Consider the following 13,610-nt stretch of genomic DNA (forward strand, 5'->3'; position numbering starts at 1 on the left):
TCATGATCCAGTTCGATGCGGTCCACAAGCGCTTCCCCAACGGCACCACAGCGGTCCACGACCTCACCCTGGAGATGCCGGATGGCGGCGTCACCGTCCTGGTCGGATCCTCCGGTTGCGGCAAGACGACCACCCTGCGGATGATCAACCGGATGGTCGAGCCGACCTCCGGCACCATCCGCGTCGGCGGCAAGGACGTCACCCGGCAGGACGCGGCCGCGCTGCGCCGCTCCATCGGCTACGTCATCCAGCAGGCCGGCCTCTTCCCGCACCGCACGGTGCTCGACAACATCGCCACCGTCCCGCTCCTGCTCGGCTGGAACCGCAGGAAGGCCCGGGCCCGCGCCGCCGAACTCCTGGAGACCGTGGGCCTGTCCCCCGAGGCCGGCAAGCGCTACCCGCACCAGCTCTCCGGCGGCCAGCAGCAGCGCGTCGGCGTCGCCCGCGCGCTCGCCGCCGACCCGCCGGTGCTGCTCATGGACGAGCCGTTCGGCGCGGTCGACCCGGTCGTCCGCACCCAGCTCCAGGACGAACTGCTCAGGCTGCAGACGGAGTTGAGCAAGACCATCGTCTTCGTCACGCACGACATCGACGAGGCCGTGCGCCTCGGCGACCGGATCGCCGTGTTCCGCACCGGCGGCCACCTGGTCCAGTGCGCCGCACCCGCCGAACTCCTGGCCCGCCCCGCGGACGACTTCGTGGCCGACTTCCTCGGCGCCGAGCGCGGTCTGAAACTGCTCTCGCTGAGGACGCTCGCCGACGTCCCCCAGGGCCCGGCACCGCAAGGCGCCGCCTGGACCCTCGTCCTCGACGCGCGGAACAAGCCCCTCCACTGGGCCTCTCAGGACGCCGAGATCCCCGTACGCCCCCTGAAGGACACCGACTCCCTGCTCTCGGCGCTGAACGAGTCGGTCGCCTCCCCCACCGGGCTGATCGCCCGCGTCGACGCCGACGGCGTCCTCACCGGTGTCTCCTCCCGCGACGACATCCACGAGCACGCCGGCCGCGCCCACGCCGAAGTGAGGGTGGCCGCATGACGATCGACTGGTCGTGGATATCGGCCCACACCGACGACCTCACCACCCTCACCCTCTCCCACCTCCAGGCCGCGCTCACGGCCGTCGCCCTCGGCCTGCTGATCTCGCTCCCGCTGGCCGTGGTCGCCCACCGGATCCCGCGGCTGCGCGGCTTCCTGCTCGGCGCGTCCAACGTCCTGTTCACGATCCCGTCGATCGCCGTCTTCGTCCTGCTGCTCCCGGTCAGCGGCCTGACCCGCACCACCACCGTCACCGGCCTGACGATCTACACCCTGGTCGTCCTGCTGCGGAACACCGTCGAGGGCCTGGACTCGGTCCCCGTGAAGGTGAAGGAGGCCGCCAAGGCGATGGGCACGCGCCCCCTGCGCACGCTCCTCACCGTGGAGTTCCCGCTCGCGCTCCCCGTGATCATGGCCGGTGTCCGCATCGCCACCGTGATGTCGATCTCCCTGGTCTCCGTGGCGACCTACATCGGCGACGGCGGCCTCGGACAGCTGTTCACCGACGGCTTCCAGCGCGACTTCCCCACCCCGGTGATCGCCGGAGTGGTCCTGACCCTGCTCCTCGCGGTCGTCGCCGACGCGGCCCTGGTCGCCGTCCAGTACGCCCTCACCCCGTGGACCAGGAGGCGAGCCTGAGATGTACGAACTGTTCAAGAACCTCGGCACCTGGCTGACCAGCGGCTCGCAGTGGGCCGGTTCCGACGGCATCGCCCACCGCCTCGCCGAGCACCTCCAGTACTCCCTGCTGGCCACGCTCATCGCCGCCGCCATCGGACTGCCGCTCGGCCTGCTGATCGGCCACACCGGCAAGGGCGCGTTCCTCGCCGTCAACCTCGCCTCCTTCGGCCGCGCCCTGCCGACCGTGGGCCTGGTCGTGCTGGTCTTCCTGGCCGGTGGCCTGTCGATGCTGCCGGTGTACGTCGCGCTGGTCGCCCTCGCGGTCCCGGCGATCGTCACCAACACCTACGCCGGCATGACGACCGTCGACCCGGACGTGAAGGACGCCGCACGCGGCCAGGGCATGCGCGGCCACCAGGTGCTGTTCCAGGTCGAACTGCCGCTCGCCCTCCCGCTGATCATGACCGGCCTGCGACTGGCCCTGATCCAGGTGGTCGCCACCGCGACGATCGCCGCGTACGTCTCCTTCGGCGGCCTGGGCCGCTACGTCTTCGACGGCCTCGCCCAGCGCGACCTGGTCCAGGTGCTCGGCGGCGCGGTGCTGGTCGCCGTCGTCGCCGTCGTCCTGGACGTGGCCCTCGCCGCCCTCCAGCGCTTCCTCTTCCGCCACCGCACCGCCTAGCCCCCCGGGAATCCCCGATGAACCGACGCACTGTCCTCGGCGGCCTGTTCGCGGTCGCCTCCGTCCCCGCCCTCTCCGCCTGCGGCGGCGGCATCACCTCCCTGAACGGCCAGGGCTCCGCCGCCGGCGGCGGTGGCTCCAGCAAGGGCGGAGTCACCATCGGCACCGCCAACTTCACCGAGAACCAGGTCCTCGGCTACCTCTACGCGGCCGCCCTGCGGGGCGCCGGCGTGAAGACGGCCGTCCGCCCCAACCTCGGCACCCGCGAGATCGTCATCCCCGCGCTCAGGGGCGGCGACATCGACCTGCTCCCCGAGTACCAGGGCGCCCTGCTCAACTACCTCGCCCCGAAGGCCACCGCCACCGAGTCGGGCGAGATGCAGAACGCCCTCGCCCAGGCCCTCCCGGCCGGCCTCCAGGTGCTGCCGTACGGCATGGCGGAGGACTCCGACGCCTTCGTCGTCACCCGCGAGACCGCGAGGAAGTACGGACTCGCCTCCCTCGCCGACCTGAGGAAGCAGAACGGGAAGCTGGTCGTCGGCGCCGCCCCCGAGGTGAAGAAGCGCCAGGTCGGCGCGGTGGGCCTGAAGGAGGTGTACGGCGTGGAGTTCAAGGAGTTCAAGTCGCTCGACTCCGACGGGCCGCTGGTCAAGGGCGCGCTCAAGAAGGGGGACGTGGACGTGGCGAACCTGTTCACCACCGACACCGACATCAAGGCCAACGACTGGGTGGTGCTCACCGACCCCGCGCACCTCGTCCCCAGCCAGCACATCGTCCCGCTGATCGCCGACCGCAAGGCCGACGACACCGTCCGCAAGGCCCTCGCCCGGCTCGGCAACCTGCTGACCACGGCCCAGCTCACCGAGCTCAACCGACAGGTGGACAAGGACAAGAAGGACCCCGAGGACGTCGCGAACACCTACGCCAAGCAGCACGGACTGGTGAAGTAGATGAGCAAGCTGGTCGAACTGCGCTCCATCGACGTCGTCCCCGACGAGGAGCGGCACGGCACGGCCTTCAGCCAGTTCACGCTCTGGCTGGGCGCCAACCTGCAGATCACGGCGGTCGTCACCGGCGCCCTCGCGGTCGTCTTCGGCGGGGACGTCGTCTGGTCGCTCGCCGGTCTGCTGCTGGGCAACCTGCTCGGCGGCGCGGTGATGGCCCTGCACTCGGCACAGGGCCCGAAGCTGGGCCTGCCGCAGATGATCCAGTCGCGGGCGCAGTTCGGGGTGCGCGGGGCGGTCGTACCCCTGCTGCTGGTGATCGTGATGTACGTCGGCTTCTTCGCGTCCGGCAGCGTGCTCGCCGGACAGGCGGTGGGCGAGCTGACGCACACGAACGACACCACCGGGATCGTCGTCTTCGCGGCCGTCACGGCGCTCATGGCGATCGTCGGCTACCGGGTCATCCACGCCCTCGGCCGCGTTGCCAGCGGGGTCTGCGCGCTCGCCTTCGTCTACCTGGGCATCCGCCTCCTCGACCGCGCCGACCTGACCGCCCTGCTGCACGACGCCCACTTCTCGCCGCCGATGTTCCTGCTGGCGATGTCCCTGTCGGCGTCCTGGCAGCTGGCGTTCGGGCCGTACGTGGCCGACTACTCGCGCTACCTGCCGCGCACGACGTCCACGAGGGCGACCTTCTGGTGGACCCTGTCCGGCTCGGCGCTGGGCAGTCAGTGGTCGATGACCTTCGGCGTGCTGGTGGCCGCCACGGCGGGCGCGAAGTTCCTGGACAGCCAGGTCGGTTACGTCGTCGCCCTCGGCGGCACCGGACTCGTCGCCTCCTTCTTCTACTTCGTCATCGCGCTCGGCAAGCTCACCATCAACGTCCTGAACACCTACGGAGGCTTCATGTCGATGGTGACGAGCGTCAGCGGCTTCCGTGGGCAGCGGCAGCTGTCGCGGACCGGCCGGGCGGCGTACATCGCGCTCGTCATGGTGGCCGGCACGGCGGTGGCCCTGCTGGGCAAGGACAGCTTCCTGTCCTCCTTCAAGGACTTCCTGCTGTTCCTGCTGACCTTCTTCACGCCCTGGTCGGCGATCAACCTGGTCGACTACTACCTGATCTCCAAGGAGCGGTACGACATCCCGGCCCTGTCCGACCCGCACGGCCGCTACGGCGCCTGGCGGTGGGACGCGCTCGCGGTGTACGCGCTGGGCCTGCTCGCCCAGCTGCCCTTCCTCGCCACCGGCTTCTACACCGGCCCGCTGGTGGACCGGCTGGGCGGCGCGGACGTCTCCTGGATCGTGGGCCTCGCCGTACCGGCGCTGCTGTACTGGCTGATCGGGCGGCGGAACGCGGCGTACCCGCCCGGGAACCCCAGGGGGAAAAGGGGGGTTGTCCCCAGTGCGCAGGGCGTGAGCGCTCCCTAACGTAGGGGGCATGACCGGAGTGGACGGGCGGAACACCGACCTGAGAAAAGAACTCGACGCCACCCTGCAGACCCGCCGGGAGCTGGGCGAGGAGTACGAGACGGCGCTGGTCGACTCCTTCCTGGAGAAGGTCGAGCAGCGGATCGACGACGCGGTGGACCGCCGGGTGCGCCGTCATCTGGCCGAACAGCAGCTGGCGACCGCGCGCGGCGCCCGGCGCCCGAAGAACGCCGACACCTGGTCGGAGCGCTTCGGGCTCGCGATCATCTCGCTGGTCCTGGCGATCCCGCTGACCGCCGTGGCCGGCGGGGTCGCGGGGACGGCGGGGACGGTGGCCGCCTGGGTCGGCATCGTCGGCGTCAACTTCGCCCAGGCGGTACGCCTCAACCCGGAGCTCCTCACCGGCCGCCGCGACCGCGCCGACCGGGAGGCCTGAGCCCGGCTCGCGCCCGCCGGACCGGCCGGACTGGACGGCCGGTTCACGCCTGCCGCACCGGCCGGCCGGGCGGGCCGCCGGTTCACGCCTACGGGTCGGCAGGACCATGATCTGGCGGAGGTTGACGTGCGGGAGTTCTGCGAAGCGGAACGCTCGCTGAACCCCTCTGAAAAGAATTGCGCGGGGACCGCCGCACCCCCATTGCTGGGGGGCGGGACGACGGCGGTCCCCGCGAGGGACGCGGGCCGGGTCAGGGCCGGGCATCTCGCGTCCGTGGCGTCCAGGGAGGTCCGGGAGCCGCTCCGGAGGTTCCTTGGCGCCGTTCGGCGCCGGCCTGGGCGGGGAGCCTCCCCCAGTGCTTAACGCCTGGGAGGTACCCCCACCACCCCTGCCGACGCCCACCAATCTGCCGTACCCGTGTTAAGCCGGTGCTGCGCGCACGTGACACGCTCGTACCACTTCCGCGAACCCCGCCTCACCTCAAGTCGGCCGGGTGAACCCGCAGTTCACCGGGTGTTCGCTACTGCTTTCCGCCCTTGGCGAGGAAGGCCAGCAGGTCCTGCCGGCTGACCACGCCGGTGGGCTTGCCCTCGACCAGGACGATCGCCGCGTCCGCCGAGCCGAGCACGGACATCAGGTCGCCGACCGGCTCCCCGGAGCCGACCTGGGGCAGCGGGGCGGACATGTGCTTCTCCAGCGGATCGTCGAGGGAGGCCCGCTTGTTGAACAGGGCGTCCAGCAGCTCGCGCTCCACCACCGAGCCGACGACCTCGGCGGCCATCACGTCCGGGTGCCCGGCGCCCGGCTTGACGACCGGCATCTGCGAGACGCCGTACTCGCGCAGCACCTCGATGGCCTGGCCGACGGTCTCCTCGGGGTGCATGTGCACCAGGGAGGGGATGGTGCCGCCCGCCTTGTCGCTGAGGACGTCGCCGACACGGGCGCTCGGGCCCTCGTCCTCCAGGAAGCCGTAGTCGGCCATCCACTCGTCGTTGAAGATCTTGCTGAGGTAGCCGCGGCCGCTGTCCGGCAGGAGCACCACCACGACGTCGTCCGGGCCCAGCCGCTCCGCCACCCGCAGCGCCGCCACGACCGCCATGCCGCAGGAGCCGCCGACCAGCAGGCCCTCCTCCTTGGCGAGCCGGCGGGTCATCTGGAAGGAGTCCTTGTCGGAGACGGCGACGATCTCGTCGGCGACGGTCCGGTCGTAGGCGGTCGGCCAGAAGTCCTCGCCGACACCCTCGACCAGGTACGGCCGCCCGGAGCCGCCGGAGTACACCGAGCCCTCGGGGTCGGCGCCGACGACCTTGACGCGGCCGTCACTCACGTCCTTCAGATAGCGGCCGGTGCCGGAGATGGTGCCGCCGGTGCCGACGCCCGCCACGAAGTGGGTGATCTTCCCCTCGGTCTGCTCCCACAGCTCGGGGCCGGTGGAGTGATAGTGCGAGAGCGGGTTGTTGGGGTTGGAGTACTGGTCGGGCTTCCACGCGCCCGGTGTCTCGCGGACGAGCCGGTCGGAGACGTTGTAGTAGGAGTCCGGGTGCTCGGGAGCGACGGCGGTCGGGCACACGACGACCTCGGCGCCGTAGGCGCGCAGCACGTTGATCTTGTCGGTGGACACCTTGTCGGGGCACACGAAGATGCACTTGTACCCCTTCTGCTGCGCCACGATGGCCAGTCCCACCCCGGTGTTGCCGCTGGTCGGCTCGACGATCGTCCCGCCCGGCTTCAGCTCCCCGCTCTGCTCGGCGGCCTCGATCATGCGCAGGGCGATGCGGTCCTTCACGGAACCGCCCGGGTTGAAGTACTCCACCTTGGCCAGGACGGTCGCCTGGATGCCCTTGGTCACGCTGTTGAGCCTCAGCAGCGGGGTGTTGCCGACGAGGCTGATCATCGAGTCGTGGAATCGCACCGTTGTCTCCGGTTGCTTGCAAAAAGAGTGGTCGTCGTGGTGCAGCCAGCCTAAGGCCAGGTGTGCGGCTCACGCGGTCGTTCACTCCCCGTTGAGATTGGCGCACGGTCGGTACGGGGCAAGGAGTGGGTGTACGGCTACGAGGAGGTGGCGGCGACGCATGACGCGCATGTCGAGGGCGAGAGTGGCCCGGCGCATCGCGGCCGGGGCGGCGTACGGCGGCGGCGGGGCCGGGCTGGTCGGCGCGGCGGCGGTCGGCCTGCTGCTGGCGGAGGTGCGGCTGGCCAGACGCCATGTGGGCAACGGCAGCGGCGGCCGGGTTCCGGTCGCCGACGGCGTGTACGGCCACGCGTACGACATCCCCGGGGAACCGCCGCTGCACCTGGCCATGCTCGGCGACTCCACGGCGGCCGGGCAGGGCGTGCACCGGGCGGGCCAGACGCCGGGCGCGCTGCTGGCGTCGGGCCTGGCGGCGGTGGCGGAACGCCCGGTGGAGCTGCGCAACGTCGCCCTGCCCGGGGCCCAGTCGGACGACCTGGACCGCCAGGTGAGCCTGGTGCTGTCCGCCGGGATTCCCGTCCCGGACATCGTCGTGATCATGGTCGGCGCGAACGACGTGACCCACCGGATGCACCCGACGCGCTCGGTGCGCTACCTGTCGGCGGCGGTACGGCGGCTGCGCACGGCCGGCGCGGAGGTGGTGGTCGGCACCTGTCCCGACCTCGGCACGATCGAGCCGGTGCAGCAGCCGCTGCGCTGGCTGGCCCGGCGGGCCTCCCGGCAGCTGGCGGCGGCGCAGACGATCGGCGTCGTGGAGCAGGGGGGACGGACCGTGTCCCTGGGCGACCTGCTGGGCCCGGAGTTCGAGGCGAACCCGCGGGAGCTGTTCGGCCCCGACAACTACCACCCCTCGGCGGAGGGTTACGCGACGGCGGCGATGGCGGTGCTGCCGACGGTGTGCGCGGCGCTGGGCCTGTGGCCGGAGGAGGAGCGGCCGGACGTGACGCGCCGCGAGGGCTTCCTGCCGGTGGCGCGGGCGGCCGCCGAGGCGGCGTCGGAGGCGGGCACCGAGGTCACGGCGGCCATGCCGACGGGGCCGCGCGGCCCGTGGGCGCTGCTGAAGCGGCGCCGGCGGCGCCGGGTACCGGAGGCCGAGCCCGCCCGGCCGGCCACATGACCCCGAACCGGGCGCCCAAGCAAGCGCTTAGTAAATTGCGGCCAGTGTCACACCGCCACACCGGTGACCTGGACCATACGTAGCGGTAACTTCCCAACCGGCCCTGCCCGAAAAGCAAACCGTCCACTGGAGCCGTGATGCCCGAAGCCGTCATCGTCTCGACCGCCCGCTCCCCCATCGGCCGCGCCTTCAAGGGCTCCCTCAAGGACCTGCGCCCCGACGACCTGACCGCCACGATCATCCAGGCGGCGCTCGCCAAGATCCCCGAGCTGGACCCGAGGGACATCGACGACCTGATGCTCGGCTGCGGCCTGCCCGGCGGCGAGCAGGGCAACAACCTCGGCCGGATCGTCGCCGTGCAGATGGGGATGGACCACCTGCCGGGCTGCACGATCACCCGCTACTGCTCCTCGTCGCTGCAGACCTCCCGCATGGCCCTGCACGCCATCAAGGCCGGCGAGGGCGACGTCTTCATCTCGGCCGGCGTCGAGACCGTCTCGCGGTTCGTGAAGGGCAACTCCGACAGCCTGCCGGACACCCACAACCCCTTCTTCGCCGAGGCCGAGGCCCGCACCGCCGCCGTCGCCGAGCAGGAGGGCACCACCTGGCACGACCCGCGCGAGGACGGCCTGGTGCCGGACGCGTACATCGCGATGGGGCAGACGGCGGAGAACCTGGCCCGCTGGAAGGGCGTCACCCGCCAGGAGATGGACGAGTTCGGCGTCCGCTCGCAGAACCTCGCCGAGGAAGCCATCAAGAACGGCTTCTGGGAGCGCGAGATCACCCCGGTGACCCTGCCCGACGGCACGGTCGTGTCCAAGGACGACGGCCCGCGCGCCGGCGTCACCCTGGAGGGCGTCGCCGGGCTCAAGCCGGTCTTCCGCCCGGACGGCCTGGTCACGGCCGGCAACTGCTGCCCGCTCAACGACGGCGCCGCCGCCGTCGTCATCATGAGCGACACCAAGGCCCGCGAGCTGGGCCTGACCCCGCTCGCCCGGATCGTGTCCACCGGCGTCTCCGGCCTGTCCCCCGAGATCATGGGCCTCGGCCCGGTCGAGGCGAGCAAGCAGGCGCTGGCCCGCGCCGGCCTCACCATCGACGACATCGACCTGGTCGAGATCAACGAGGCCTTCGCCGCCCAGGTGATCCCCTCCTACCGCGAACTCGGCATCGACATCGACAGGCTGAACGTCAACGGCGGCGCCATCGCCGTCGGCCACCCCTTCGGCATGACCGGCGCCCGCATCACCGGCACGCTCATCAACTCCCTGCAGTGGCACGACAAGCAGTTCGGCCTGGAGACGATGTGCGTGGGCGGCGGCCAGGGCATGGCGATGGTCATCGAGCGCCTCAGCTGACGCACGTTCGGTAGCGAACCGGACACGTTACGTCGGAGAACGGCCCAGAACCGAGGAAACTCCAAGGTTCTGGGCCTTTCCGTGATCCAATCTCCCCCAGGATGTGACCTATCTGACTCACCGACCACATCGGTGCAGGTCAGCGCAGGTCAGCGCGGCACACGACACACCCGCGAAGCCAAAGCCCTGTCCGGTTCGTGACGTTACGCACTGACAGCTGCTTAGTCCGCCCTTCAAGCTGATGTAGGAAGTCGGGGGTCGACTTTGAACCTGGGAGTACGTCAGTGAGCGCCATGCCGATCGCCCTGCTGCTCACCACGGCCGCCACGGGCGCCGTGGGCGTCGCCGTCCTGCGCACCGTTCTGAAGCTGCGCCGTCAGCTGGCGGAGCTTCAGGCCCAGCTCGCCGAGAACCAGGCGGCCGCTTTGGGCGCGTTGCTGCCGAGTGCCCGCGGCAGCGCCGACACCGAGGGCATACGGGCCGCCGTGGCCGAGGCGCTCGCCGAGGAGCGGGAGCGCGAGCTGGCCGAGGCGCGTGCCTTCTGGGCGGCGCAGGAGGCCCGGGACGTCTCCGACACGCCGACCCTGCTCGGCCTGCCCGAGCACGACCTGTTCCTGCCCCGGCAGGCCGACTTCGCCGGCCTGGAGCCGGTGTCCGAGCCGACCGCCGAGGCCGACGAGTTCGCCGGGGAGTCCCCGGAACTGGCCGCGGCCCGCCGCCGCCACCCCTCGCACCCGGACTTCGTCCCGGTGCAGTCGCCGGTGGTGAACGACCACGAGCGCACCGTCAGCATGCTGGAGCAGCTGTCCGCGGAGCGCGTCGAACTCGCCGACGTCCGTCCGGGCCCGCTCGGCACGCTCGACGTCTACGTCTTCGCCGACGGCACCACCCTGTGCATGACCCCGGGCCACCGCGAGACCGCCGAACGCCTGGCGGCGGCGGTCGAAGCGGGCGAGGCCCCCTATCTCGTGGGCGGCTCCGGCATCTCCGGCGCCTACACCCTGACCTTCGCCTGCGGCGAGGACATGGTCTTCATCCTGGCTGACCGGGTCATCGCGTCGCTGTAGGGGTTCTCGCCTCAGACTCCCGCCCGCTCCCGCGCCTCCTCCACCAGCCGCACCGCTTCGGCGACCTCGTCGTCGCTCCGCAGCACCAGCGCCACGTCATGGGCGGCCACGAGGATCTGGTCCGCCACGGCGAACATCCCCGCGTCCGGCATCTCCCGGGGCTCCGTCCCCGGCTCCTCCACAGCCTGCGCCCACCGCGCCAATTGCCTGGCCAGCGCCAGCGCCTCGGCGGCGGCGCCGCGCTGGAGCCGGCTCTGCGGTGCCGCGCGCAATCGGTCGGCGAAGTGATCCACGGCTCGGTTCAAGGGCGTCGTATCAACCACGCGCCGAGCGTAACGCGCCGCACTGTTGCCAATACGCGAACGCTCAGGCACCGTGACGTGAAGGACCGGCTTACATCCCCTTTGCGTTCGGAGGCGCCGATGTCCCAGCTCTTCTCGGAGGAGACCCACCGCAATCTGCTCGCCCGCATCCCCCACTGCACCGGTCGTGAAGTCTCCGACTGGCTGCGCACCGTTGAAGAAGGCCCCGCCCTGTTCCGCTTCGAGGAGAAGGTCAGCTGGCTCCGGCACGAGTACGACCTCGCGTACGGCCACGCGAAGGCGATCGTCCACGAGTACGACCTGAGGAGGGCAGCGCGCAAGCTGCTCTAGACGCGAAAAGGGCCCCGGAGCGGAACTCCGGGGCCCTTTTCATGACCTGCGTGACGACCGGCGTGTGCGCTAGTCGTTGTTGGTGAAGATCGCGACCAGGCGCAGCATCTCCAGGTAGATCCAGACCAGCGTCACGGTGAGACCGAACGCGGCCAGCCAGGACTCGTTGCGCGGGGCGCCGTAGGCGATGCCGTCCTCGATCTGCTTGAAGTCGAGGGTCAGGAAGAACGCGCCGAGCACGATGGCGACGATGCCGACGAGCGCGCCCAGCGGGCCGAAGCTGCGCAGACCGCCGTCCTCGGCGACGCCGAAGGCGACCAGCAGCAGGTTCACCGCCATGACCACCAGGAACGCCATGGCGATGGCCATGCCGACGCGGGCGTAGCGTGCGGTGACGCGGATCCAGCCGGCCTTGTAGACCAGCAGGGTCGCGGCCGAGACCGCCATGGTGCCGAGCACCGCCTGGAAGGGGGCGCCGCTCCAGCGGCTGTTGTACATCTCGCTGATGACGCCGAGGAAGACGCCCTCGAAGGCGGCGTACCCGAGGATCAGGGCGGGCGACGGCGTGCGCTTGAAGTTCTGGACCATCGCCAGGACGAGCGCGACGATCGCCGAGCCGATGGCCAGGCCGTAACTGGTGGCCGTGACCGGCAGCAGCGCCCAGGCGAGGACGGCGCCGACGGCGACGGTGCCGAGCGTGATGGCCGAGCGGACGACGACGTCGTCCATCGTCATTCGGTCGGTGGTGACGGGGGCCTGCGGCGGGGCGCCGTGCTGAACACCCTGCTGCGCGTACGGATTCTGGGCGTAGGGGTTCTGCGCGTACGGGTTGCCCTGCGCGTACCCGGCCTGCGGTGCGGTGTGGAAACCGGCGTAGCCGCCGGCGCGGCTGAACCCCCGTCGCGAGAAGACCGGGTTGCTGCTCCTCATTGCACTCCTCCATGGCTGCCGTGCGCAGCCTTGGCTCAAGAGTAATGGATTGGCAAAGGGCCGATCGTCGTACTTCAGGAGGATCTTTCCTTCACCGTGCTGCGCAACACGCTACGTGAGCCGGTGATTCCCGGCCACGGTTGATCGCATTCCCTGACCAACCTGCGACCTAACCGACGAGAGGAAATCCCGTGTACCCCTCGGCCAGGTCGGTCCCGGCCGCGCGGGAGGAGGCGATCCGGTCCAGCCGGGCCAGTTGGAGGCGGGCGTCGAAGGGGGTGGCGTCCGGGGCCGGATGGAGCATCGTCGTCATGTCGTAGGAGAACCGCTCGGCCTGCCAGACGCGGCGCAGGCAGGTCGCGGAGTAGGCGTCAAGCAGCTTTGCCGAGCCGGTCTCCTTCTCGTGGGCGAGGGCGCGGGCGAGGGTGACGACGTCGCCGACGGCGAGGTTCAGCCCCTTGGCGCCGGTCGGCGGCACGATGTGGGCGGCGTCGCCGGCGAGGAAGAGCCGGCCGTGCCGCATCGGCTCGTGCACGAAGGAGCGCATCGGCGTGACCGACTTCTGGGTGATGGGGCCGCGTTCCAGCCGCCAGTCGTCGTCCGTCTCCAAGCGGCGCTCCAGCTCGTCCCAGATCTCCTCGTCGCTCCACTTGTCCGCGTCCGCGTCGGCGGGCACCTGGAGGTAGAGGCGGGAGACGGAGGGGGAGCGCATGGACAGCAGGGCGAAGCCGCGGTCGTGGCGGGCGTAGACGAGTTCGTCGTGCGAGGGCGCGACGTCGGCGAGGATGCCGAGCCAGGCGTAGGGGTACGTCCGTTCGAACGTCCGGGACAGGGCGGCGGGGAAGGCCTTGCGGGCCACGCCCCAGAAGCCGTCGCAGCCGACGGCGTGGTCGCACTCCAGCACGTCCTCGCGGCCCTGGTGGCGGAACCGGATGCGCGGCCGGTCGCCCTCGGCGCCCTCCACGGCCAGCGCCTCGGCCTCGAACAGCAGCGGTCCGCCCTCCTTGAGCTGAAGGGCGATCAGGTCCTTGCAGACCTCGGTCTGGGCGTACACCATCACCGACCGGCCGCCGGTCAGGCCGGGGAAGTCGACGCGGTGCCGGCGCCGGTCGAAGCGCAGCTCGATGCCGTCGTGCCGCAGCCCCTCCCGGTCCATCCGCTCCCCGGCGCCGGCCGCGCGCAGCACGTCGACCGTGCCCTGCTCCAGAATTCCGGCGCGCTGCCGATGTTCCACGTAGGCACGGTCGCGGCTCTCCAGGACGACCGAGTCGATGCCGGCGCGGTGCAGCAGCCGCGCGAGCAGCAGTCCGGCCGGCCCGGCTCCGATGATGCCGACGGTGGTGCGCATCGGTACGTCCCTTCGGAA

General features: G+C 71.0%; 14 protein-coding genes. 10 read left to right on the forward strand and 4 right to left on the reverse strand.

What is annotated here, in order from left to right:
• The first annotated feature begins 2 nt into the window (after positions 1-2).
• The 6 genes from AB0950_RS30450 to AB0950_RS30475 are packed head-to-tail and all read left to right on the forward strand — an operon-like array spanning position 3 to position 5,147.
• Entirely contained in the window at positions 3-1,037 is a 1,035-nt protein-coding gene (locus tag AB0950_RS30450; RefSeq protein WP_366779861.1) for an ABC transporter ATP-binding protein, read from the forward strand.
• Positions 1,034-1,675, forward strand: coding sequence for an ABC transporter permease (locus tag AB0950_RS30455; RefSeq protein WP_360157847.1), 642 nt, complete (start codon positions 1,034-1,036; stop codon positions 1,673-1,675). The genes AB0950_RS30450 and AB0950_RS30455 overlap by 4 nt, the downstream gene beginning before the upstream one ends.
• 1 nt (position 1,676) lies before the next feature.
• Positions 1,677-2,339 (forward strand): ABC transporter permease, encoded by a 663-nt coding sequence (locus tag AB0950_RS30460; protein WP_360157850.1) that lies wholly within the window; start codon positions 1,677-1,679, stop codon positions 2,337-2,339.
• Positions 2,340-2,356: 17 nt separating this feature from the next.
• A complete protein-coding gene (locus tag AB0950_RS30465; protein ID WP_366779862.1) occupies positions 2,357-3,289 on the forward strand; it encodes an ABC transporter substrate-binding protein in 933 nt (310 codons plus the stop codon).
• A complete protein-coding gene (locus AB0950_RS30470) occupies positions 3,290-4,711 on the forward strand; it encodes a cytosine permease (RefSeq protein ID WP_360574707.1) in 1,422 nt (473 codons plus the stop codon). It begins immediately after the preceding gene.
• Between the two features lie 10 nt (positions 4,712-4,721).
• Positions 4,722-5,147: a hypothetical protein gene (locus AB0950_RS30475; RefSeq protein WP_360157859.1), complete on the forward strand. Its 426-nt coding sequence runs from the start codon at positions 4,722-4,724 to the stop codon at positions 5,145-5,147.
• A 520-nt stretch (positions 5,148-5,667) separates the two neighbouring features.
• Here the strand turns inward: AB0950_RS30475 and AB0950_RS30480 are convergent.
• Complete coding sequence (locus AB0950_RS30480) at positions 5,668-7,059, reverse strand: cystathionine beta-synthase (RefSeq protein WP_360157862.1); 1,392 nt, start codon at positions 7,057-7,059, stop codon at positions 5,668-5,670.
• Between the two features lie 160 nt (positions 7,060-7,219).
• On the opposite strand from AB0950_RS30480, the gene AB0950_RS30485 reads away from it, so the two are divergent.
• From AB0950_RS30485 to AB0950_RS30495, 3 genes are all read left to right on the forward strand, one after another.
• On the forward strand, positions 7,220-8,236 hold the full coding sequence (locus AB0950_RS30485; protein ID WP_360157865.1) for an SGNH/GDSL hydrolase family protein: 1,017 nt from the start codon (positions 7,220-7,222) through the stop codon (positions 8,234-8,236).
• Positions 8,237-8,373: 137 nt separating this feature from the next.
• Positions 8,374-9,594, forward strand: coding sequence for an acetyl-CoA C-acetyltransferase (locus AB0950_RS30490; protein WP_360157868.1), 1,221 nt, complete (start codon positions 8,374-8,376; stop codon positions 9,592-9,594).
• A gap of 293 nt (positions 9,595-9,887) precedes the next feature.
• Positions 9,888-10,661: a hypothetical protein gene (locus tag AB0950_RS30495; protein WP_360158244.1), complete on the forward strand. Its 774-nt coding sequence runs from the start codon at positions 9,888-9,890 to the stop codon at positions 10,659-10,661.
• An 11-nt stretch (positions 10,662-10,672) separates the two neighbouring features.
• Here the strand turns inward: AB0950_RS30495 and AB0950_RS30500 are convergent, their stop codons facing one another.
• Positions 10,673-10,984: a hypothetical protein gene (locus AB0950_RS30500; protein ID WP_360157871.1), complete on the reverse strand. Its 312-nt coding sequence runs from the start codon at positions 10,982-10,984 to the stop codon at positions 10,673-10,675.
• Between the two features lie 99 nt (positions 10,985-11,083).
• Between AB0950_RS30500 and AB0950_RS30505 the strand changes: the two genes are divergently transcribed.
• The gene (locus tag AB0950_RS30505; protein ID WP_020940491.1) at positions 11,084-11,314 is read left to right on the forward strand and encodes a DUF4287 domain-containing protein; all 231 of its coding nucleotides are present in this window, start codon (positions 11,084-11,086) and stop codon (positions 11,312-11,314) included.
• A 69-nt stretch (positions 11,315-11,383) separates the two neighbouring features.
• Here AB0950_RS30505 and AB0950_RS30510 read toward each other — a convergent pair whose 3' ends face one another.
• A complete protein-coding gene (locus AB0950_RS30510) occupies positions 11,384-12,244 on the reverse strand; it encodes a Bax inhibitor-1/YccA family protein (protein ID WP_366779864.1) in 861 nt (286 codons plus the stop codon).
• Between the two features lie 169 nt (positions 12,245-12,413).
• Positions 12,414-13,592 carry a 4-hydroxybenzoate 3-monooxygenase gene (locus AB0950_RS30515; RefSeq protein WP_360157877.1) on the reverse strand — a complete coding sequence of 393 codons (1,179 nt, stop codon included), beginning with the start codon at positions 13,590-13,592 and terminating at the stop codon, positions 12,414-12,416.
• Positions 13,593-13,610 lie beyond the last annotated feature (18 nt).

The sequence above is a fragment of the Streptomyces sp. NPDC007189 genome, from assembly GCF_040703635.1.
GTDB lineage: Bacteria > Actinomycetota > Actinomycetes > Streptomycetales > Streptomycetaceae > Streptomyces.

Excerpts from the sequence above, each read along its gene's own strand:
- AB0950_RS30465 (WP_366779862.1), top strand. The coding sequence starts at position 2,357 with ATGAACCGACGCACTGTCCTCGGCGGCCTGTTCGCGGTCGCCTCCGTC.
- AB0950_RS30495 (WP_360158244.1), top strand. The coding sequence starts at position 9,888 with ATGCCGATCGCCCTGCTGCTCACCACGGCCGCCACGGGCGCCGTGGGC.
- AB0950_RS30470 (WP_360574707.1), top strand. The coding sequence starts at position 3,290 with ATGAGCAAGCTGGTCGAACTGCGCTCCATCGACGTCGTCCCCGACGAG.
- AB0950_RS30450 (WP_366779861.1), top strand. The coding sequence starts at position 3 with ATGATCCAGTTCGATGCGGTCCACAAGCGCTTCCCCAACGGCACCACA.
- AB0950_RS30475 (WP_360157859.1), top strand. The coding sequence starts at position 4,722 with ATGACCGGAGTGGACGGGCGGAACACCGACCTGAGAAAAGAACTCGAC.
- AB0950_RS30510 (WP_366779864.1), bottom strand. The coding sequence starts at position 12,244 with ATGAGGAGCAGCAACCCGGTCTTCTCGCGACGGGGGTTCAGCCGCGCC.
- AB0950_RS30455 (WP_360157847.1), top strand. The coding sequence starts at position 1,034 with ATGACGATCGACTGGTCGTGGATATCGGCCCACACCGACGACCTCACC.
- AB0950_RS30485 (WP_360157865.1), top strand. The coding sequence starts at position 7,220 with ATGACGCGCATGTCGAGGGCGAGAGTGGCCCGGCGCATCGCGGCCGGG.
- AB0950_RS30460 (WP_360157850.1), top strand. The coding sequence starts at position 1,677 with ATGTACGAACTGTTCAAGAACCTCGGCACCTGGCTGACCAGCGGCTCG.
- AB0950_RS30505 (WP_020940491.1), top strand. The coding sequence starts at position 11,084 with ATGTCCCAGCTCTTCTCGGAGGAGACCCACCGCAATCTGCTCGCCCGC.
- AB0950_RS30490 (WP_360157868.1), top strand. The coding sequence starts at position 8,374 with ATGCCCGAAGCCGTCATCGTCTCGACCGCCCGCTCCCCCATCGGCCGC.
- AB0950_RS30515 (WP_360157877.1), bottom strand. The coding sequence starts at position 13,592 with ATGCGCACCACCGTCGGCATCATCGGAGCCGGGCCGGCCGGACTGCTG.